The sequence below is a fragment of the Streptomyces sp. NPDC057963 genome (assembly GCF_042887155.1).
Taxonomy (GTDB): Bacteria; Actinomycetota; Actinomycetes; order Streptomycetales; family Streptomycetaceae; genus Streptomyces.
The window spans coordinates 64,451-84,515 of the sequence record NZ_JBHVPX010000025.1; the positions used below are offsets into that span (position 1 = coordinate 64,451).

Here is a 20,065-nt window from a genome sequence, read left to right on the forward strand (position 1 = left end):
CGGATATCCGCAGCCCGCCGCGGCCGCGGGGGCGGGGCCCGGGCCGGGGGGGGGGGGGGGGGCTGCAACACGCCGGGGGGGGGGTCCCCCCTTTCAGGGGGTCACCCGCCCCTCGGCCCGGTCCGGCTGCCGGGGATCAGCCGAACCAGGCCTTGACCGCGCTGCGCAGACCCTCGTGGTCCGTGCCCGTGCGGTCCACATGCGCGACATGCCCGTCGGGGCGGACCAGGAGGACCGTCGCGTCGATCTCCGGAACCGGTGACGCCGTCACGCACCCGATCCGGTCCGTGAGCCCTTCGTCGAGTTCGGCGCCGCCGCCGAAATCGAGCAGCAGCCCGCGCCCGGAGGACAGCGCCTCCGCCACACTCGTCGGCCCCGTCGGGGTGGTCAGCTCCGCGTCGGGCACCACCGCACCCAGCAGAGGATGCGCGCCGGGTTCCGCGCCCCCCACGTCGTAGCGCGTCTCCGTCGCCATCCGGAGCAGTTTGCGGTTGACCTCGCCATGGACCAGGAGCTCGTCGAAGAGCTCCCGCAGCGGGGCCATCCGGTCCAGCGGATTGAGCAGCGCCATCTGCGCCATGGCGTGCATGCGTCCCAGCTCCGCAACCGGGCGGCGCTCGCTGTGGTACGTGTCGAGGAGCCCCTCGGGCGCCTGCTGCCTGACGGTGGCCGCGAGTTTCCAGCCCAGATTGGCCGCGTCCTGGATTCCGGTGTTGAGCCCCTGGCTCCCGGAGATGAACTGCACATGCGCGGCGTCCCCCGCCAGCAGGATCCGCCCGTTGCGGTACCGCTCGGCCAGCCGGTTCCGGCCGCCGAACCGGGACAGCCAGTGCACCGTGCCGATCTCCGGCGCCCTGCCCGCCACCCGCTCGATGCTCGCACGCAGCTCGTCCACGGTGACCGGCACCTCGGGCCCCTGCGGCTCATGGTCGAACTGAATGGTCATCAGCCGCAGCTGACCGGGCTGCAGGGGCAGCGCGCCGAAGATCCCGCCCGGCAGGAGGCCCGAATCGAACTGGTCGCTCGCGCCGTCGGCGAGGGTCACATCACCCAGCACGCCGTAGTAGCTCTGGCCGGCCGCCGGGAAGCCGATGCCGGCCAGCTCGCGCACGGTGCTGTCCGGTCCGTCGCACCCGACGAGATAGGCACCCTCCACCTCGTACGTGCCACCGCCCTGCTCGCGCACCGTGACCCGCACACCGTCCGCGTCCTGCCGGGCGTCCACGATCTCCTGCCCGCGGCGGATGTCCACACCGAGCGCTCCGGCCCGCTCCTCCAGCAGCCGTTCGGTGCGCCACTGGGGAAGGGCGAAGGTGTGGTCCTGCTCGCCCACGGTTTCCAGATCGAGCCAGAAGAACGCGAACGGTGTCCGCGGCCAGGCCCACATCCCCTGCCCGGCCAGACCTTCACCCAGCCCCCGGCGGCGGAGGAATTGCAGAGACCGGCCGTGAATGGCCATTCCCTGGGAATCCTCCGTGGATTCTGCGCGGCGTTCGATGACCACCGTGTCCACGCCGTTCAACGCCAACTCCCCGGCGAGCACCAGACCGACCGGCCCTGCCCCGGCGATGACGACCGTGCGACTCATACAGGCTCCTCAAGACAGAAGAAAGAGGTCGGCATTCCACCTGGCTTACCGGTTCGTATTCTCCGAATACCCCTAGTAGCGCGCTTAATTGCGACCAAAGCGCGGCAGACAGGGAAAGGCGGGTGCCACTATCCTGTCGCCCCTGCGAAAGATCCCCGAATACCTGGAGACCACATGCGTGCGGTGACCGAAACGCTTTCCACCCAGGACGGACCGATGAAGCTCCACGAGGTGCGCCCGGACACTTCGTCCGACGCACCGCGATCGGCGGTGATCGTCATACAGGAGGGGTTCGGCGTCGACCCGTACATCCGGAGCGTCGCCCGCCGCTACGCCGAGGCCGGCCATCTCGCCGTCGCCCCGCACCTGTTCCACCGCACCGGCGACCCCGAGCTCGGCTACGACGACCCGACGTCGGCCTTCCCGCACATCCGGGCGCTCACTCAGGAAGGGCTGCTGACGGACATCGCCGCCACGCTCGGCCGCATCGAGGAGTCCGGCATCCCGGCCGCCGGGGTCGGCGTGGTCGGCTTCAGCATGGGCGGCTCGGTCGTCATGGCCCTCGGCGCGGCCCTCGAACTCGGCGCCGGGGTGTCGTTCTGCGGTGGTGGCGGCGGCGGACTCACCCAGGCGCGGCTGTTCGGACTGCCACCGCTCATCGAGGTCGCCAAGGGGTTCCGTACCCCGTGGCTGGGCCACTTCGGGGATCTCGACGCGTACATACCGGTCGACGACGTGGAGCGGCTGAGGACGGCGGCGGCGCTCTCGCCGGTGCACACCGAGATCGTGCGGTATGCCGAGGCGGGCCACGACTTCTACTGCGACGCCCGCCCGGAGCATCTCCACGAGAAGTCCGCCGCAGAGGCCTGGCGGCTCACCGACGCGTTCCTGGACAGCAGGCTGAAGCGCTGACGGGCCCGGAACCGCGGGCCGCTGCCCCCGGCCACCACGCGCCGGTGCCCCTCCCGAGGCGGGGAGGGGCACCGGCGCACGTCCGGCCGGGCGGTGGGGACACCCGGCCGCACTGTCAGGGGGTGAAGTGCAGCACCGCCTTGCCCGCGATACCGCGGTCGACGAACTGCTGGGCCACCTTGCCGATCTCCGTCCACGAAGCTTCGACACCGATGGCCGGACGCAGCCGGTCCTCCGCGACCATGCGCGCCAGCGCGGCGAGTCCCGGGGCCGCCCGGCGCCGCTCCAGCTCGGTGAACAGGACGAGCTGGGCCAGTTCGACCCCGCCGACGCCCGCGAACAGCTGAGCCAGATTGAGCTTGGTCTCGGTACCCGCGGAGATGCCGAGCGTCACGGCGAGCCCGCCCGGCACCAGCAGCGGCAGCGCCTGGGCCAGGGGCTCCCCGCCGAGCTGGTCGACGATCACGTCGTACGGGCCGAACTCCCGGGCAGCGGTGAGATCCTCGCCGACCACGACCTCCGTCGCACCGGACTCCCGCACCGCGTCGGCCCGCTCGGGACGACGGACTCCCGCCACCACGTACGCGCCGGACCGGGCCGCGAGCTGGGTGACGAAGTGACCGAGGCCGCCGGACGCACCCGTCACCAGCACCGTGCGGTTGAGCAGGAAGCCGGCCCGCTCCAGTGCGTACAGGGCGGTCAGCCCGCAGGTCGGCAGGGTCGCCGCCTGCGCGAACGAAACCTCCGCGGGCAGTTCGGCGAGCCACTCGGTGGGCACGGCGACGGTCTCGCCCCACGCACCGAATCGTGATCCGCGCAGCCCCAGCACCCGAGCGCCCTCCTCGGGCCCCGATCCGTCGGCGGCGGCCCGCTCCACCACACCGGCGAGGTCCCAGCCGGGCCGCCAGCCGGCCTCCACGTACGGGATGCGGTACACATCGCCCAGATTGAGCGAGGTGGTGTGCACGCGCACCACCGCCTCGCAGGGCGTGGGCTCGGGTGCCTCGACCTCACTGATGGCGAGTCGTCCGGGCGCGTCCGGATCGACCACCACGGCCTTGATTGACGTCATTGTCTTCTCCCTTGGTCCCGGCCGCGGGCCGGCGACCGGTTCAGCTCGCCTCGTCGGCCAGCACCGCGATGATCCGTTCCGGACAGGCACTCGCACCGCGCAGCGCGGCGGCCCGTCGGTCCGCCGCCACCTCGAACTCCGGCATCTCGTTGAATCCGTCGTCCGTGACGGTGTAGACCTCGGGCGCGAGTGCGTTGCACATCGCGTGGCCCATGCAGCGTTCCGAGTCGACCTTGATCCTCACCTTGGGCTCCCTGGGTGTTCAGCCGGCGACGAGACGGAGATCGGCGACACCACGCGCCGGGGAGTAGTGGCGCGTGGGCGTCGAGCCCGCAGCGAGGTGGTAGCGCGGGATGCGGCGGTGCCACTCCTCCAGCGCGACCTTGAGGATCCGCCGGGCGACATGCATGCCGAGGCAGCGGTGCGGGCCGATGCCGAAGGCGAGCTGGCGCGTCGACGCACGCGAGAAGTCGACCTCGTCCGGCCGCTCGAACACCTCGGGATCCAGACCGGACATGCCCCACGACAGCATGACGCGGTCGCCCTTGCGCATCGTCACCCCGTGCCGCTCGACGTCCTGGGTCAGGATCCGTCCCGTGGTCGACACCGGCTCGTGGCGGACGAGTTCCTCGACGATCGCCGGGATGCTCTCGGGGCTCCGGGCTATGAGGTCCTGCACCTGGGGGTTCTCGGCGAGATGCAGGAAGACCAGGCCGAGCGCCGCCGTCGTCGTGTCCAGACTGGCCAGCATCGAGACGAACGCCGCGTTGACCATCTCGTCCTGCGTCGGCTTCCTGCCGTCGTACGTGGACTCGAGCAGCCTGCTGAAGACATCCATGCGGCCCTCGGTGCCCTCGGCCCGCCGACGGTCGATCGCCTCGCTGAAGAAGTCCCACAGCGGCCGGTTCGCAGCCCACAGCTCCTCGTCGTTGCGGGCGTTGGGAATGCCCACCCGGCGCAGCCAGGTCTTGTGCTCCAGCAGCGGCTGGAGATACTCGCGCCCGATGCCGAAATTCATGAGGAAGGTCTCGGCCGGCAGAGCCGTGGCGAATTCGGTGATGAATTCGCACTCGCCCTTGGCGGCGATGGGCTCGATGGCCTCGACCGCCGCCTGACGCATCTGCGGTTCGAAGTGGTTGACCACCGAGGGATTGAAGAGATCGGAAAGCGTGCGGCGCCAGTTGCGGTGCTCGTCACCATCGAGCTGGATGGGGATCTGCTTCACCGGCAGCACATCGCGGTGCGGGATGCCCACCTGCGCGCTGGAGAAGACATCGGCGTTCTTCGCGGCCCACTCGATGTCCTCGTACCGGGTCAGGATCCAGAACCCGCCCGCCTCCTCGGAGCGTACGACCGGAGCCAGCTCACGGACCGTGTTCCAGTGGGAGACCGGATCCTGCTGGAGCCAGGGCTGGTACACGCTCCAGCTGCGGGCCAGTTCCTCCGGCGTGTCCGGTGCGCTGAAGGGACACTTTCCCGTGCTCTCCGCCTGGGGCATTCTTTCCACTCCTCGGCACCAAGGAAGCAATCGTGCACCCCTGCTGGGCAGCACGTACGACCAAATCCTCCGGGCAGTATGGGAATCGTCTCTAAGCGTGCCCTTGGGGCGCTCTAAAGCGCCAGGATTCCTCGGTGTACCGGCAGACCCCGCTCGGCTATCGTGCCGACTGCCTGTCCGGTCGAGAGCGCTGAATACGCGAAGCGTGCACCGTGCAATGCAGGACACGGAGAACACCGAGAACACCGAGAACACAGAGAACACCGCGCTCAGTGAAGGGTTCCCGCATGTCGAGTTCCGAGAGTAAATTCCCCTTTCCCGAAGGCCCGCTGGCCACCCAGCCGCCGGAGTACGTACGCCGCCGCACCCAGTGCCCGCTGGGGGAGGTGTCGCTGCCCAGCGGCGACAGCGCCATGCTCGCGGTGCGCTACGACGACGTCGAAGCGGTCATGAAGGACCCCCGGTTCACCCGGGACCTGTCCGCCCCCGGCTCGCCGGTGCTGTTCCCCGCCGACGGACTGTCGTCGGACTCCACGTTCCTCGTCAACATGGAAGGCCCCGACCACCGGCGGCTGCGCCGGATCGTCGCCGGAGCCTTCAGCCCGCGCCGGGCCGAGCAGTGGCGGCCCGACATCCGGGCGATCATCGAGGAGTTGCTCGACCCCATCGAGAAGAGCGGCCCCCCGGCCGACCTGATAGCCACGCTGGCCTTCCCGCTGCCGGTACGGATCATCTGCAAGCAGCTCGGGGTCCCCGAGGAGGACAGTGTCCGGTTCCGGGAATGGGTCGAGGCGTTCCTGTCCGTGTCGGGCAAGTCCCCCGAGCAGCGCGACGCGGCCATGCGGGACTTCACCGCGTACACCGTCGAACTGATCGCACGGCACCGCGCGCAGCCCGGCGACGACCTCGTCGACCATCTGATCAGCACCCGGGACGAGGACGACCGGCTCAGCGAGGAGGAACTGGTCTCGATGACCCGCGGCCTCATCGTCGCGGGCAACGAGACGATCGCCAACGCGCTGAGCCGGGTGCTGCTGGTCCTTCTCATGCGCCCGCACGTCCTGGAGTCGCTGCGCGCCGACCCCTCGCTGATCCCGGCCTCGATCGACGAGCTGCTGCGGCTGAACCCGCCCGGCCGCATCGGGCTGCTGCGCATGGCGACGGAGGACGTCGAGCTGCCGTCCGGAACCGTGCGGGCCGGCCAGGGCGTGCTCTCCCCGCTGATCGCGGCCGGCCACGACCCGGAGAAGTTCCCGGACCCGGAGGAATTCGTCCTGAACCGGGAGGGGCCCTCCTCGCTGGTCTTCGGCGCCGGCCCGCACTACTGCCTGGGCGCGCACCTGGCGCGGGTCGAACTGGAGGAAGCCGTCGCCGCGGTGATCGCCCGCTTCCCCACCCTCCGGCTGACCGTACCGCCCGAGGAACTGCCCTGGTCCACAGGGCTCTGGGCGGTCAGCCTGCGCGGGCTGCCCGTCACCTGGTGACGGGCCGGGCATCGCATCGCGGCGGGGCGGCGAAAGAGCGGCTTTAGAAGGCGCAAAGAATGCCGCTAGCTCTTCTGGTGATCCTGAACGACGGACAAGGCCGAATCGTTGAGGTTAGGGGTAGGCGTCGATGGTTCACGATTCCCGAGCCGAAGGCAACGGCAACGAGAACGCATCGCGACAGGACCCGGCGACGGGCCGTCCGATCGCCGTCATCGGATTGTCCTGCCGTCTTCCGCAGGCGGAAAACCCCGACGCCTTCTGGAAATTGCTCGATGAAGGCCGCAGTGCGATCACGGAAATTCCGGAGGACCGCTGGGACGCCGGAATCCCGCACGAGGACGATCTCGCCGCCACACGGTTCGCGGGCCATGTGGACCGTGTGGACGGATTCGACGCGGGATTCTTCCGCATCTCCCCCCGCGAGGCCCTGGCGATGGACCCGCAGCAGCGGCTCATGCTGGAGCTGGGGTGGGAGGCCCTGGAGGACGCCCGTATCGTCCCGGCCGAACTCAGGGGCAGTCGCACGGGTGTATTCATCGGCGCCATCTGGGACGACTACGCCCGGCTGTTGCAGCGGTACGGTCACGAGGCCATCACCCAGCACTCGCTGACCGGTCTGCACCGCAGCATCATCGCGAATCGGCTGTCCTACACCCTGGGCACGGTCGGTCCGAGCCTCACCGTGGACACCGCGCAGTCGTCGTCCCTGGTGGCGGTCCTCATGGCGTGCGAGAGCATCTGGCGCGGCGAGTCCCGGCTCGCCGTCGCCGGCGGGGTGAACCTCAATCTGGTGCCGGAGAGCACGATCACGGCCGCGCGGTTCCGCGGACTCTCGCCCGACGGCCGCAGCTACACCTTCGACGCCCGCGCCAACGGATACGTCCGGGGTGAGGGCGGCGCCGCGGTCGTACTCAAGCCGCTCTCCGAGGCGCTCGCGGCCAACGACCCGGTGTACTGCGTCATCCACGGCGGCGCGGTCAACAACGACGGCGCCACGGACGGTCTCACCCGTCCCAACCCCGTCGCCCAGGAGGACGTCATCCGGCGGGCCTGGGAGCGGGCGGGCACCTCGCCGGCGGCCGCGCAGTACGTCGAACTGCACGGCACGGGCACCCCGGTCGGCGATCCGCTGGAGGCAGCCGCGCTGGGCGCCGCGCTGGGCGCCGCACGCGAGGACGGAACACCCCTGCTCGTCGGCTCGGCCAAGACCAACGTCGGCCATCTCGAAGGCGCGGCCGGAATCGTCGGCCTCCTGAAGGCGGCCCTCAGCATCCGGCACCGCACCATTCCGCGCAGCCTCAACTACGAGACGCCCAACCCGCGCATCCCGCTCGACGAACTGAATCTGCGCGTCCACAGCGAACCCGGCGACTGGCCGCGTCCGGACCGCCCGCTGCTGACCGGTGTCAGCTCCTTCGGCATGGGCGGCACCAACTGCCACCTGGTGCTCTCCGACGCACCGGGCATCGACCCCGTCGACCCCGTCGAATCTGCCGGACCTGCCGGACCCGTCGAATCTGCCGGTCCTGCCGGTCCTGCTGGTCCTGCTGGTCCTGCCGAGCTTGCCGAGCCCGGCGAGCCCGGTGGACCCGCTGGACCCGCGCCGGAGACGGGGACCACCGTTCCCACCGGATGGGTCGTGTCCGGGCAGGGCCCCGACGCGCTCCGCGCCCAGGCCGCGCGGCTCCATGAGCACGTCACGGCTGATCCCGGCCTCCGCGTGGACGACGTGGCGTACTCGCTGGCCACCACCCGGACCCATTTCACGGACCGGGCCGTCGTTCTCGGCACCGGGCGTGAAGAACTGCTGCGGGGACTGGACGCGCTCGCCACCGGTACGCCGTCGCCCACCACAATGACCGGCACCGCGGGACCGCGGCGACCGGCCGGAGCGGCGAACGGCTCCACCGGACCCGCGATCCTCTTCACCGGCCAGGGCAGCCAGCGGCCGGGCATGGGCCGCGAGCTGTACGAGGCGTACCGCCCGTACGCCCGCGCCTTCGACGAGGTCTGCGCACACTTCGAACTGCCCGTCCGCGACGTGCTGTTCGGCGCTGCGGACCCGGAGCTGCTCGACCGGACCGAGTACACCCAGAGTGCTCTGTTCGCCCTGGAAGTCGCCCTCTACCGGCTCGTCGAGCACTGGGGCATCACCCCGTCCCACGTGGCCGGGCACTCGGTGGGCGAACTCGTCGCCGCACATGTCGCCGGAGTGCTCTCGCTCCCCGACGCCGCGACCCTGGTGTCGGCCCGCGGGCGGCTGATGCAGGCGGCGCGGACCGGTGGGGCGATGGTCTCGCTCCAGGTCCCCGAGGAGGCGGTCCTCGAATCCCTCGCCGCCTTCGGGGGCCGGGCCGGCATCGCCGCCGTCAACGGCCCCGAGTCCACCGTCGTCTCGGGCGACGAGGACGCCGTCCTGGAGATCGCCGAGCTGTGGCGCGCCGAGGGCCGCAAGGTCCGCCGCCTCAAGGTCAGCCACGCCTTCCACTCCTGGCACCTCGACGACGTGCTCGACGAGTTCCGTGACGCGGCCGCGCGACTGACGTTCGCACCTGCGCGGATTCCCATCGTCTCCAACGTCACCGGCGCCCTCGCCGAACCGGCGGAACTGCGCACCCCCGACTACTGGGCCAGGCACATGCGGCAGCCCGTACGGTTCGCCGACGGCATCCGTGCCCTGGGGAAGCAGGGCGTCACGACGTTCCTGGAGCTCGGGCCCGACGCCGTACTGACCTCCATGGCCCGTGACTGCCTGCCCGGGGGTCCCGCCCCCGTCCTCGTCCCCGCACTGCGCGCCGGGCGCCCCGAACCGGCCACCCTGCTGGCCGCCGTCGCCACGGCGTTCGCCCACGGCACGGACATGGACTGGGCCGCGCCGCTGCCCGGCACAGCGACCGCGATCACCCTTCCCACCTACGCCTTCCAGCGCGAACGCTTCTGGCCCGAAGCCATGGAGGCAACGGACGGCACAGGAGCGACGGGAACCGCCCACCGGGCGCTGCGCCCCCAGCCCCAGGACCGGCCGGACGAGCGGGTACGGCAGGAGGAGCCGGACGGGCGGGTACGGCAGGAGGAGCCGGGCGACGGAACGTCCTTCGGTGAACGGCTCGCCGGCCTGAGCGGGACCGACCGCACCCGAGCCGTCACCGAGCTGGTGCTCACGACCGTCGCGATCGTCCTCGGTCACGTCACCCCGGCAGCCGTGGACACCGGCCGCGCCTTCAACGAACTCGGCTTCGACTCCTACGCCGCCGTCGAACTGCGCACCCGTCTCAACGACCTCACCGGCCTCTCGCTCTCCAACACCCTGCTGTTCAACCACACCACACCCGCCGCCCTCATCGATCACCTCCTCGACGAACTGCCCGGCGGAACGACCCTCCGCGACGACGCCGCGACCGACACCGATGCCCCGTCCGGCGACGCGTCCGCCGCATCACCCGACGAGGCCGTCGCCATCGTGGGCATGGGCTGCCGCTTCCCCGGCGGCGTGGAGTCGCCGGAGGAACTGTGGCGACTGGTGGCGGCGGAGACCGACGCCGTGTCCTCGTTCCCCACCAACCGCGGCTGGGACCTCGACGGACTGTTCGACGCCGACCCCACGAGCCCGGGGAAGTCGTATGTGAGACACGGCGGATTCCTGCACGACGCCGACAAGTTCGACGCGGCGTTCTTCGGGATCTCACCGCGCGAAGCCGCCGCCATGGACCCGCAGCAGCGGTTGCTGCTCGAAACCTCCGTCGAGGCACTGGAACGCGCCGGCCTGACCACGACCGAACTGCGCGGAGGCGCGGTCGGCGTGTTCGTCGGTGCCATGGCGCAGGACTACGGTCCCCGGCTGTACGAACCGGCCGACGGATACGACGGCTATCTACTGACCGGCAACACCGCGAGCGTGGCGTCCGGCCGGATCTCGTACACCTTCGGCTTCGAGGGCCCGGCGGTGACGGTCGACACCGCGTGCTCGTCCTCGCTCGTGGCACTGCACCTGGCCGTGCAGGCGCTGCGCAGCGGCGAGTGCTCGCTCGCCCTGGCCGGCGGCGCGACGGTGATGGCCAACCCCGGCATGTTCGTCGAGTTCAGCAGGCAGAGCGGACTGTCCCCCGACGGACGCTGCAAGGCGTTCGGCGCGGGGGCCGACGGCACCGCGTGGGGCGAGGGTGTGGGTGTCGTCGCTCTGGAGCGGCTCTCCGACGCCCGGCGCAAGGGGCACCGGGTGCTGGCCGTGGTGCGCGGCTCCGCCATCAACCAGGACGGCGCGTCCAACGGGCTCGCGGCGCCCAACGGTCCGTCGCAGCAGCGGGTGATCCGTCAGGCACTGGCGGCCGCCGGTCTCTCCGGCTCGGACGTCGACGCCGTCGAGGCCCACGGCACCGGCACCGCGCTGGGCGACCCCATCGAGGCGGAGGCGCTGCTCAGCACCTACGGTGCGGACCGCCGGCCGGACCGGCCACTGCGGCTCGGCTCCCTCAAGTCGAACATCGGCCACACCCAGGCCGCGGCGGGCATCGGCGGCGTCATCAAGATGGTGATGGCGCTGGGTCACGGTGAACTGCCTCGTACGTTGCACGCGGACGAGCCGTCGCCGCATGTGGACTGGGCCTCGGGCGCCGTGTCGCTCCTGACGGAGGCGGCACCCTGGCCGCGCGGGGAGCGGACACGACGGGCCGGGATCTCGTCATTCGGCATCAGCGGTACGAACGCCCACGTCATCGTGGAGGAGGCGCCGCAGACCACCGGGGCGTGGGAGACGTCCGGGCCGCAGACTCCCGAGTCGCCGCTGACCGCCCCCGAAATGCGGGAGACCCAGGAGACGCTGGAGATCCAGGAGGCCGGGGAGGCCCGGGAAGCCCAAGGGGCCAGGGAGGTCCAAGGGGCCCAAGTGGCCCAAGGGGATCAGAAGTCCCAGGAGCCCCAAGAGTCCCAGGAACAGGGCTACCGGACGGACCGGCAGGATCGGCGGCCTGTCGTGGAAGCCGACGCACGCGGACACGCCCTGCCGTGGCTCCTGTCCGCCCGCGACGCCCGTGCGCTGGGCGGCCAGGCGGAGCGGCTCGCCGAGTTCCTCGCGGACAACGACACCATCGACCCCGCGAGCACCGGTCTCGCCCTCGCCACGACCCGCACGCTGTACGACCACCGGGCGGTACTCGTCGCCCGTGACCTCACGGAATTCCGGGCCGCCACGGACGCGCTCGCCGCCGGACACGACAGTCCCGCCATCGTCAGGGGAACCGCCGAGCGGCGTGACGGGGCGGTGTTCGTGTTTCCGGGGCAGGGGTCGCAGTGGGTGGGTATGGCGGTGGGTTTGTTGGGGGAGTCGGAGGTGTTTGCTGCTGAGGTGGGTCGGTGTGGTGAGGCGCTTTCGCGGTATGTGGATTGGTCGTTGGAGGATGTGTTGTGGGGGCGGCCGGGTGCTGTGTCGTTGGATCGGGTGGATGTGGTGCAGCCGGTTCTGTTTTCGGTGATGGTGTCGTTGGCGGCGTTGTGGCGGTCGGTGGGTGTGTGTCCGTCGGCTGTGGTGGGGCATTCGCAGGGTGAGATCGCGGCTGCGTATGTGGCGGGTGCGTTGAGTCTGGATGACGCGGTCCGTGTGGTGGCGTTGCGGAGCCGGGCGATCGTGGCCCTGACCGGACAGGGCGGCATGGTCTCGCTCCCGCTGCCGGCCGGGGACGCGCGGACCCGGATCGCCCGCTGGGGCGACAGGATCGGCATCGCCGCGATCAATGGGCCTTCCACCACCGTCGTCTCGGGCGATGTGGAAGCGCTGGACGAGCTGCTCGCCGAGTGCGAGGCCGACGAGGTACGGGCAAAGCGCGTCACTGTCGACTACGCCTCCCACGGGGCCCATGTCGAAGCCATCCGCGACGACGTGCTGAGCCTGCTGGCCCCCATCACCCCGCGCACCCCCGAAGTGCCCTTCTACTCGACCCTGACCGGCGGTCTGCTCCCCGCCACCCAGGAGCTGGACGCCGACTACTGGTACCGCAACCTGCGGCACACCGTCCGTTTCGAGGAGGCCGTACGCGCGCTCGCAGACGGTGGCGAGACCCTCTTCATCGAGTCGAGCCCGCACCCGGTGCTCACCCTGGCTGTCCAGGACACCCTGGACGGCGTCGAACTGCCCGTGCCGGGCGTCGCCGTCGGCTCGCTCCGGCGCTCCAAGGGCGATCTGCACCGTTTCCTGCTGTCGCTCGCCGAGGCCCATGTGCGGGGCGCCACCGTCGACTGGCGCGAGGTCTTCGCCGGCGCAGGCATGACGACCGCATCCATGACGACCGCATCCATGACGACCGCATCCATGACGACCTCTCCAGCGGACCTGCCGACGTACGCCTTCCAGCGGCAGCGGTACTGGCTGGAGAGCCCGGCCCCCGGCGGTGACGCGTCCTTCTTCGGCCTGGACAGTGCCGAACACCCCCTGCTGAGTGCCGAGGTGGCGCTGGCCGACGGTGGTGCGGTCGCGCTCACGGGGCGGCTATCCACGCGTACCCACCCCTGGCTCGTCGACCATGCGGTCCAGGGGACGGTGCTGCTCCCGGGCACCGCCTTCGTCGAACTCGCGCTGCACGCCGGAGCGAGGCAGGGAATCCCGCACCTGGCGGAGCTGACCCTTCAGTCTCCTCTCGTCCTGACCGGTGAGGAGGGCGTCCAGATCCAGGTGGTTCTCGGCGCCGACGAAGGCACCGGACGACGGGCGGTAACCGTCCACTCGCGGCCGCCCGGACCGGAGCGTGCATGGACCTGCCATGCCTCGGGTGTGCTGGCCGATGAGGAACCGGAAGCCACCCTCGCCGCGCCCGCGTCCTGGCCCCCGGCGGGCGCACGCCCTGTCGACACGGGCGAACTGTACGGGCGCCTGGACGGGCAGGGATACGAGTACGGGCCGCTCTTCCAGGGCGTCAAGTCCGTCTGGCTAAACGGCGACGAGCTGTACGCGGAGGTCGTCCTCGCCGAGGAACTCACCTCCGACGCCGAGGCGTTCGGCGTACACCCCGCCCTCCTCGACGCCGTGCTGCACCCCCTGGTGGACCAGCCGGCCGACGCGGACCCGGAACCGCCCCGGCTGCCGTTCGCCTGGACCGGGGTACATCTCCACGCGACAGGAGCCACGACCCTCCGGGTGCGTCTGTCACCGGCCGGCCGGGACACGGCGGCCCTGGCGGCCTTCGACCCGGCGGGTGCCCCCGTCCTGACCGTCGAATCGCTGGTGCTCCGGCCGGTCGTGGGCCAGCTGCTGAATCGCACGCCGAACAGGGCACTCGACTCCCTCCACGCTCTGGAGTGGACCACCGTCACCGTGCCGCCCGGCCCGGAGTCCGGGGAAGCCGGCGTCGCGCAATGGATACCCATCGGCGCAGGGCCGACGGGTGACGCGACCGGTGAGGCGACCGGTCACGCGCTTGGTGACGCGGAGGGCGGTGCTACGGGCGACGCGATCGCGATGGACAGGGCCACCGGCGACTCGACCGGCGACGCCATCGGCGGTGTCTCCGAGCAGGTGCACGCCGTCGTCGGCCGGGTGCTGAAGCTCATCCAGGAGCGGATCACGGCCGAGGGCTCCGACACCCCGACAGCCGGTCCGCTCGTGCTGGTCACCCGGGGGGCCGTGGCTGCGGCGGATGGCGAGGACATCACCGACCTCGCCGCGGCGGCTGCCTGGGGACTGGTCCGTGCCGCACAGTCCGAGCACCCGGGCCGCTTCGTCCTCCTTGATGTGACGGACGTGACGGACGTGACGGACGTGACGGACGTGACGGACGTGACGGATGGGATGGATGGGACGGACGGGGCGAGCAGGGCAGGCGGGACGGACAGGACGGGCAGGGCGGACGGGGCAGAGAGTACGGGCGGGTTCGACGGGCTGGACGAGGCGGTGCGCGTCGCCGTCCGGACAGGCGAACCCCAACTCGCCCTTCGCGCAGGCACCCTGCTGGCCCCCAGGCTGACCCCGGTCACCGGCACCGCCGCGCGGCCGACCGTCCCGGACCTCGAACCGGAACTCGCCCCGGGAGCCCCGGACCTCGAATCGGAACCCGCACCGGGCGCCCTCTCGCCCATACCCTTCGCCGACGCGGACGGCACCGTGCTGATCACCGGTGCGAGCGGCACCCTGGGCCGCCTCTTCGCCAGGCACCTCGTCACGGCTCACGGCATCCGACACCTCCTTCTCGTCAGCCGACGGGGCCCGGCGGCCGAGGGCGCCGCCGAACTCGACGCCGAACTGACCGCGCTCGGAGCCATGGTGACCACCGCGGCCTGCGACATCGCCGACCGCGACGCGCTGTCCGGGCTGCTGGCCGGCATCCCCCCGCAGTACCCGCTGACCGCTGTCGTCCACACCGCGGGAGTCCTCGACGACGCCACCGTCGAGTCCCTCACACAGGAGAGCCTCGACACCGTTCTGCGCCCCAAGGTCGACGGTGCGTGGAATCTGCACGAGCTGACCCGGGACCCGGACCGCCCCCTCACGGCCTTCGTGCTCTTCTCCTCGCTCGTCGGCACCCTCGGCAACGCGGGCCAGGCGAACTATGCTGCGGCCAACACCTTCCTGGACGCTCTCGCCCGCCACCGGCACGCCCAGGGACTGCCGGGCACCTCCCTGGCGTGGGGCCTGTGGGCGCAGAGCAGCGGTATGACCGGTCACATGGACCGGGCCGATCTGTCGCGGATGAACCGCTCGGGCGTGGCTGCGCTGCCCTCCGAGCTCGGAGTGGAACTCTTCGACACCGCGTCCCGGCTCAGTACCCCCTTCCTGGTCCCGGCCACACTCGACCTGCCCGCACTCCGCGCCCAGGCCGGCGCCGGCACGCTCCCCCCGGTGTTCCGCGCCCTCGTGCGTCGGCCCGTGCGCCGAGCGGCGAGCGGCGCAACGGACGCATCCCTGGCCGAACGGCTCGCCGTGCTCCCGGAAGCCGACCGCCACGAGGCGCTGCTCGACCTCGTACGCACACAGGTGGCCACCGTGCTCGGGCACGCCACCCACGAGACGCTGGACGCGCAACGCGCCTTCAAGGAACTCGGCTTCGACTCCCTCACCGCCGTGGAACTGCGCAACCGGCTGGGGGCCGCCGCCGGAATGAAACTCCCCACCACCCTCGTGTTCGACCACCCGACCCCGCTCGCCCTGGTCCGCCACCTGGAGGAACAGCTGGGCACCGGCCCGAGTGGCACCGCCGGGACCGCCCCCGACCGGCTGCGGGGCACCGACGGCGAAGAGATCGCGATCATCGCCATGAGCTGCCGGTATCCGGGAGGCGTCAGCACCCCCGAGGACCTGTGGCGGCTCGTCGCCGACGGCGGCGAAGCGGGCGGTACGTTCCCCGAGGACCGCGGATGGGACGTGGCGGGTCTGTACGACCCGGACCCGCAGAAGCAGGGCAAGGTCTACACGTCCCACGGCGGATTCCTCTACGACGGGCACCACTTCGATCCCGAGTTCTTCGGGATCAGCCCGCGCGAGGCACTCGCCACCGACCCGCAGCACCGGCTCCTGCTGGAGACGGCCTGGGAGACCTTCGAACGCGCCGGACTCGCCCCCGAAAGCCTCAGGGGCACCCGCACCGGCGTCTTCACGGGCGTCATGTACAACGACTACGCGTCCAGGCTCCACAGCGCACCCGACGGCTTCGAGGGATTCCTGCTCGCAGGCAACCAGGCGAGCGTCGCTTCCGGACGTGTCTCGTACACGTACGGGCTCGAAGGCCCGGCGGTCACCATCGACACCGCCTGCTCGTCCTCACTCGTGGCACTGCACCTGGCCGCCCAGGCACTCCGTTCCGGCGAGTGCACCATGGCGCTCGCCGGTGGTGTCGCCTTCATGTCCACGCCCACGACCTTCATCGAGTTCAGCCGACAGCGCGGACTGGCCCCCGACGGCCGTTGCAAGCCTTTCTCGGCCGACGCCGACGGCACGGGATGGAGCGAGGGCGTCGGACTGCTGCTCCTGGAGAAAATGTCGGACGCACAGGCGAACGGCCACCGGGTGCTGGCCGTGGTGCGGGGCTCCGCGGTCAACCAGGACGGCGCGTCGAACGGCCTGACAGCGCCGAACGGCCCCTCGCAGCAGCGGGTGATCCGCCAGGCGCTGGCCAACGCGGGACTCTCCGCCTCGGACGTCGACGCCGTCGAGGCCCATGGCACCGGCACCGCGCTGGGCGACCCCATCGAGGCGCAGGCGCTGCTCAACACCTACGGCCAGGAGCGGGAGCAGCATCGGCCGCTGCGCCTCGGCTCGGTCAAGTCGAACATCGGCCACACCCAGGCCGCGGCGGGTGTCGCCGGCGTCATCAAGATGGTGATGGCGCTGGGTCACGGTGAACTGCCTCGTACGTTGCACGCGGACGAGCCGTCGCCGCATGTGGACTGGGCCTCGGGCGCCGTGTCGCTCCTGACGGAGGCGGCACCCTGGCCGCGCGGGGAGCGGACACGACGGGCGGGAATCTCGGCGTTCGGCATCAGTGGTACGAATGCCCACGTCATCATCGAGGAGGCCGGAGAGCGGTCCGAGGCGACGGGTCGTGACACCACGCCACCCATGGCGCCGACCGTGCCTGCCGACGCTCCTGTCGTTCCCGCTGTTTCCGCTGTTCCCGCATTGCCGGTGCTTCCAGTGCTGCTCTCCGCACGGGACGAGGACGCCCTTAAGGCACAGGCACGCAAGCTCGGAGACTTCCTCACGGAATCCGGTCGGGAATCCGCTGAACTGGCCGATCTTGCCTGGTCGTTGGCAACGAGACGCTCGCTGATGGAGCACCGCTCTGTCATCTTCGCAACGAGTCGCGACGACCTGGTCTCCCAGCTGACACAGCAGACGGAGCAGGCACAACAGACCGAGCCGGCGCGGCAGACAACGCCGGTGAAGCCGAAGCGGCCGACGGTTCGGGGTGCCGCTCGGCAGCCCGGAAAGACCGTCTTCGTGTTTCCGGGTCAGGGGTCGCAGTGGGTGGGTATGGCGGTGGGTTTGTTGGGGGAGTCGGAGGTGTTTGCTGCTGAGGTGGGTCGGTGTGGTGAGGCGCTTTCGCGGTATGTGGATTGGTCGTTGGAGGATGTGTTGTGGGGGCGGCCGGGTGCTGTGTCGTTGGATCGGGTGGATGTGGTGCAGCCGGTTCTGTTTTCGGTGATGGTGTCGTTGGCGGCGTTGTGGCGGTCGGTGGGTGTGTGTCCGTCGGCTGTGGTGGGGCATTCGCAGGGTGAGATCGCGGCTGCGTATGTGGCGGGTGCGCTGAGTCTGGATGACGCGGTCCGTGTGGTGGCGTTGCGGAGCCGGGCGATCGTGGCCCTGGCCGGACAGGGCGGCATGGTCTCTGTCTCCCTGGCTGCGCGGGAACTGGAGCGGCTGCTCGTCCGCTGGGACGGCCGGATCTCGATCGCCGCACTCAACGGACCTGGCACAGCCGTGGTTTCCGGTGATGTCACCGCACTCGATGAGTTGCTTGCCGTGTGCGACAACGACGGGGTACGAGCGAGGCGCGTCCCCGTCGACTACGCCTCCCACTCCGCGCACGTGGAGATGATTGAGGCCGAACTCCTGGATGTCCTGGCCCCGATCGAGCCGCGGACGTCCGAGGTGCCCTTCTTCTCTACGGTCACCGGCGACTGGTTCGACACGGCGATGGCGGGTGCCGACTACTGGTACCGCAACTTGCGCAACACCGTTCGGCTGGAGGAGAGCATCCGCTCCCTCCACGGCCAGGGCCACGATGTATTCGTCGAGGTCAGCGCACACCCGGTACTGACCATGAGCATTGAGGAGACCCTGGAAGCCGCTACCGTCGCCCAGACAACTCCGTCCACTTCAGCTGCTGGTGCCACTGTCTCTATTGGAGCCGGAGCCGGGGCCGGAGCCGATGTCGGCCCCCGGGCCGCAGCGATCGTGCTTCCGTCGCTGCGTCGCGACGAAGGCGGTATGGACAAGTTCCTCGCTTCGGTTGCCGAAGGCCATGTACGAGGAGTCGACGTCGACTGGTCCGCCGTCATCGGTGGCGGACGCATGGTCGAACTCCCCACCTATGCCTTCAACAACAGGCGCTACTGGCTTGAGGACAGCGGTACGGGAGCGGACGTGGCCTCGGCCGGCCTGTCCGGCAGCGACCACCCGCTGTTGGGGGCATCCGTCGACATCGGTGACGGCGACGAGATGGTCCTGTCCGGACGCATCTCGCTCCCCACCCATCCCTGGTTGGCCGATCACGCGATCGAGGGCGCCGCCCTGCTGCCCGGCACCGCGTTCCTGGAACTCGCCATCCACGCCGGGGACCAGGTCGGCTGCGGGCATATCGACGACCTGACGCTCGAAGCGCCGCTATGGCTCCCCGAGTCGGCCGGTGTGGCGCTCCAAGTGGTCGTCCGTGAAGCGGACGACCAGGGCTCCCGGCCGGTGAGCGTGTACTCCCGCAGCGGGGAGAGCTGGGTCAGGCACGCCAGTGGCACACTCAGCGACCGCCTGCCCGAGGAAGATGCACGCGACGAGAACGCGTGGCCGCCGCGTGGTGCGGTCCCCGTCGATCTGACCGATGCCTACGACCTGCTGGCCGATCGCGGGTACGACTACGGTCCCCAGTTCCAGGCGATGACCGCCGTCTGGCGCGACGGCTCCGATGTCGTCGCCGAGATCACCCTCCCGTCCCTCCCTGCGGCCGATGCGTCCCGATTCGGTCTGCACCCTGCCCTGCTGGACGCCGCGCTGCATCCCATTGTTCTCGGCGCGCTCGGTGAGCGTGAGCCCGGACTTCTCCCGTTCAACTGGAGTGGGGTGACGCTCTACGCGAGCGGTGCGAAGGAGCTGAGGATACGGCTGAGCCCTCGCGGCGCAGCCGGCGTCGCACTCACTGCTACGGACACCACCGGGCTGCCCGTCGCCACGGTCGAGAACCTGACTCTGCGGCCGATGGCCAAGGCGGGACTTCAGGGCGCCGGCGACGCAGCCCAGTCGCTGTACGAAGTGCAGTGGGTTCCGATCTCGGCGGGCGTTGACGACGAAGATTCCGACGGCGCTCCGGAGGGGAGCTATCACCTGCACGAGGCCACCGGAGAAGACCTGTTCACCACACTTGAGGCCGTACGTGGGTGGTTGTTGGGTGTGGGTGGGGGTGGTGTGGGTCGGTTGGTGGTGGTGACGCGGGGTGCGGTTGCTGCTGGTGGTGATGGTGATGTGGTGGATGTGGTGGGTGCGGGTGTGTGGGGGTTGGTGCGGTCGGTTCAGAGTGAGTTTCCGGGGCGTGTGGTGTTGGTGGATGTGGGGGTGGGTGTGGATGTTTCGGCTGGTTTGGTGGGTGTGGTTCTGGGGTGTGGGGAGTGGCAGGTGGCGGTGCGTGGGGGTGTGTTGTTGGTGCCGCGGTTGGGTGCGGTGGCTGTGGCGGGTGGTGCGGGTGGTGCGGGTGGTGTGAGTGGTGTGAGTGGTTCAAATGGTGTGGGTGGTATGGGTGGTGGGGTTGATTTGGGGGATTGTGTTCTGATTACTGGTGGTACGGGTGTGTTGGGTGGTTTGGTGGCGCGGCATGTGGTGG

Annotated in this window: 7 protein-coding genes; 3 read left to right on the forward strand and 4 right to left on the reverse strand. The window is 70.5% G+C overall.

Annotated elements, in window-relative coordinates; all coding sequences use genetic code 11:
• Positions 1–136: 136 nt before the first annotated feature.
• Positions 137–1,588: an FAD-dependent monooxygenase gene (locus ACFVT1_RS34920; RefSeq protein WP_389803107.1), complete on the reverse strand. Its 1,452-nt coding sequence runs from the start codon at positions 1,586–1,588 to the stop codon at positions 137–139.
• A 174-nt stretch (positions 1,589–1,762) separates the two neighbouring features.
• On the opposite strand from ACFVT1_RS34920, the gene ACFVT1_RS34925 reads away from it, so the two are divergent.
• Entirely contained in the window at positions 1,763–2,500 is a 738-nt protein-coding gene (locus tag ACFVT1_RS34925) for a dienelactone hydrolase family protein (protein ID WP_389803110.1), read from the forward strand.
• 115 nt (positions 2,501–2,615) lie between these two features.
• On the opposite strand, the gene ACFVT1_RS34930 is transcribed toward ACFVT1_RS34925, so the two are convergent.
• Genes ACFVT1_RS34930 through ACFVT1_RS34940 form a run of 3 tightly spaced genes read right to left on the reverse strand, consistent with a single transcriptional unit; the run spans position 2,616 to position 5,070 of the window.
• Positions 2,616–3,572, reverse strand: coding sequence for a zinc-binding dehydrogenase (locus tag ACFVT1_RS34930; RefSeq protein WP_389803113.1), 957 nt, complete (start codon positions 3,570–3,572; stop codon positions 2,616–2,618).
• Positions 3,573–3,612: 40 nt separating this feature from the next.
• Entirely contained in the window at positions 3,613–3,816 is a 204-nt protein-coding gene (locus tag ACFVT1_RS34935) for a ferredoxin (RefSeq protein ID WP_389803116.1), read from the reverse strand.
• A gap of 18 nt (positions 3,817–3,834) precedes the next feature.
• Positions 3,835–5,070 carry a cytochrome P450 gene (locus ACFVT1_RS34940; protein WP_389803119.1) on the reverse strand — a complete coding sequence of 412 codons (1,236 nt, stop codon included), beginning with the start codon at positions 5,068–5,070 and terminating at the stop codon, positions 3,835–3,837.
• A gap of 287 nt (positions 5,071–5,357) precedes the next feature.
• Here ACFVT1_RS34940 and ACFVT1_RS34945 point away from each other — a divergent pair, with 287 nt between their 5' ends.
• Together ACFVT1_RS34945 and ACFVT1_RS34950 are read left to right on the forward strand one after the other, a co-directional pair.
• Positions 5,358–6,554 carry a cytochrome P450 gene (locus ACFVT1_RS34945; RefSeq protein ID WP_389803121.1) on the forward strand — a complete coding sequence of 399 codons (1,197 nt, stop codon included), beginning with the start codon at positions 5,358–5,360 and terminating at the stop codon, positions 6,552–6,554.
• A gap of 130 nt (positions 6,555–6,684) precedes the next feature.
• The coding region (locus ACFVT1_RS34950; RefSeq protein WP_389803124.1) for a type I polyketide synthase at positions 6,685–20,065 on the forward strand (13,381 nt) is incomplete at its 3' end.

Excerpts from the sequence above, each read along its gene's own strand:
- ACFVT1_RS34925 (WP_389803110.1), top strand. The coding sequence starts at position 1,763 with ATGCGTGCGGTGACCGAAACGCTTTCCACCCAGGACGGACCGATGAAG.
- ACFVT1_RS34920 (WP_389803107.1), bottom strand. The coding sequence starts at position 1,588 with ATGAGTCGCACGGTCGTCATCGCCGGGGCAGGGCCGGTCGGTCTGGTG.
- ACFVT1_RS34930 (WP_389803113.1), bottom strand. The coding sequence starts at position 3,572 with ATGACGTCAATCAAGGCCGTGGTGGTCGATCCGGACGCGCCCGGACGA.
- ACFVT1_RS34940 (WP_389803119.1), bottom strand. The coding sequence starts at position 5,070 with ATGCCCCAGGCGGAGAGCACGGGAAAGTGTCCCTTCAGCGCACCGGAC.
- ACFVT1_RS34945 (WP_389803121.1), top strand. The coding sequence starts at position 5,358 with ATGTCGAGTTCCGAGAGTAAATTCCCCTTTCCCGAAGGCCCGCTGGCC.